The 2,289-nt window shown below is 58.8% G+C and carries 2 protein-coding genes; one reads left to right on the top strand and one right to left on the bottom strand.

Going from position 1 to position 2,289, the window contains the following annotated elements:
* The coding region (locus AB4Z11_RS29825; RefSeq protein ID WP_442029520.1) for an oxidoreductase at positions 1 to 677 on the top strand (677 nt) is incomplete at its 5' end.
* Positions 678 to 1,590: 913 nt separating this feature from the next.
* Here AB4Z11_RS29825 and guaA read toward each other — a convergent pair.
* On the bottom strand, positions 1,591 to 2,289 hold a 699-nt coding region (gene guaA, locus AB4Z11_RS29820), incomplete at its 5' end, for a glutamine-hydrolyzing GMP synthase (RefSeq protein ID WP_442029518.1).

Below are 2,289 nucleotides of genomic sequence, written 5' to 3'. Positions count from 1 at the left end.
ACGCGCGTCTGCTCGATGTGACGCAATTCGATGCAATCGACGGCGTTGTCGCAGAAATCGAAGCGTCCGTCGGCGCGGTGGATGTCCTCGTCAACAATGCCGGATACGGTCACGAAGGGATACTGGAAGAATCTCCGCTGTCAGACATGCGCCGCCAGTTCGACGTCAATGTCTTCGGCCCGGTCGCCATGATAAAGGCCGTGCTGCCGTTTATGCGCTCCCGCCGACGCGGCCATATCGTCAACATCACCTCGATGGGTGGCTATATCACGATGCCCGGCATCGCCTACTACAGCGGCAGCAAATTTGCGCTGGAAGGCATCTCGGAAGCACTCGCCAAAGAAGTCAAAGCCTTAGGCATCGCCGTCACTGCGGTCGCACCTGGCTCATTTCGCACCGATTGGGCTGGCCGCTCGATGCAGCGTACAGCGCGTTCGATTGCCGACTACGACGCGCTGTTTGATCCGGTGCGCCGTGCGCGCGAGGAGAAGAGTGGAAAACAGCTAGGCGTTCCAGCCAAGGCGGCGCGTGCGATCCTCGCCGCAATGGCAGCGGAGGCACCACCGATGCACCTGCTGCTGGGTAGCGATGCGCTGCAGCTGGTGCGGGCCAAGCTGGATGACCTGAGGCTTGCGTTCGACGCGTGGGAAGAGCTCACGGCCTCAACCGACGGTTGACTGTTATCTCCAGATATCTGCATGGATCGCGTGCCCGGCGGCGGTGTGCTAATAACTCATTCCAAATTGGGATAAATTCCCGCGCAACGGGCACCCGACGTTTCCGACCGCCCCAGCCTTTCATCGACCGGCACGAATCATCTCTACGCAGAAACGGGCAGAAGGCTTGAAGTTAGCACTTGATCTCCACTCGGCATAGCACGGCTCTGTGGTTTACGACCGAAGGTATCGCCGGAGGGCGTTGCGAAAAATGCCCAGTCGCAACCTGACCCAGCCCGAGGGGATTCACTCCATACGCCAACTGTTTTCGATATATCGTGTACGGAAGAGTAGGCGATAGTTGCGACTAGCTTCAGCCGAAACGCTGGCTGGGTTTGAGCGAGGTGACGCGCTGAGCGAGCTGTCACCGTTCGTCTACGCTGACCAGGTTCCGAATCCTACGAGTAGACTTGCGGTTCCAGCTGCGAGCCGGCCCGGCACCATTTCACCTGCACGGAAGAGCACGTCACATCAGGGCCATCAAATCGTCGTGGCGGTGCGACACGATCTGGTCACTCAGCTTCATTGGAGCATTTAGTCGCCGCAACAAGATTACCCTGCAGCCTGAATTTTGCGGAGCGGATCTCCGCAGAACCTGAGAGTGAAAGATGAGACAAAAATCAGTCTGTCCACCTTCGTTTCCACCTTCGCTCCAGCAGATCTTAAAGCCGAAGAATGGCGTGCATTTAAAGCTGGTTCCACTTCGCCTATGTCGACTCCGCCATCTTACACTTGGCATCAGTCGCGGGGGGGGCACCAAATGGGGACTGGCGAAGTTTGAACACGCGCCTCAACCCGGAAATAAAAAGCCCCTGAAATCAGGGGCCTTATTCTTTGGCTCTCCCGGCAGTTTCAATTTATGCCGGACAGTGAATCACTCCCACTCGATAGTCGCAGGCGGCTTGCCGCTGATGTCATACACGACACGGTTCAGGCCGCGGACTTCGTTGATGATGCGGTTGGAGACCTTGCCCAGCAGCTCGTGCGGCAGGTGCGCCCAGTGGGCGGTCATGAAGTCCTGGGTTTGCACGGCGCGCAGGGCTACGACGTAATCGTAAGTGCGGCCATCGCCCATCACGCCAACCGATTTCACCGGCAGGAAGACTGCGAACGCCTGCGAGGTTGCATCGTACCAGTTCTTCGGCGCCTCTTCGCCCTGCATCACAGCGCCTTCATACGGCGTGTTGCGCAGTTCTTCGATGAAGATGGCGTCAGCGCGGCGCAGCAGGTCGGCGTATTCCTTCTTCACTTCACCCAGGATGCGCACGCCCAGGCCTGGACCTGGGAACGGATGGCGATACACCATCTCGTGCGGCAGACCCAGAGCCACGCCCAGCTTGCGCACTTCGTCCTTGAACAGTTCGCGCAGCGGTTCGAGCAGCTGCAGCTTCATGGTCTCCGGCAGGCCGCCCACGTTGTGGTGCGACTTGATGGTCTGGCCTTTCTTGCCCTTGCCTGCGGACTCGATCACGTCCGGATAAATCGTGCCTTGCGCCAGCCACTTGGCGTTGACCAGTTTGCCCGATTCAGCCTGGAACACTTCCACGAATTCGCGGCCGATGATCTTGCGCTT

The sequence above is a fragment of the Pseudoduganella sp. RAF53_2 genome (genome assembly GCF_052113985.1).
Lineage (GTDB): Bacteria > Pseudomonadota > Gammaproteobacteria > Burkholderiales > Burkholderiaceae_D > Rugamonas.
The sequence above is the reverse complement of the archived record's forward strand: the minus strand, read 5'-3'. Positions and strand labels throughout refer to the sequence as shown.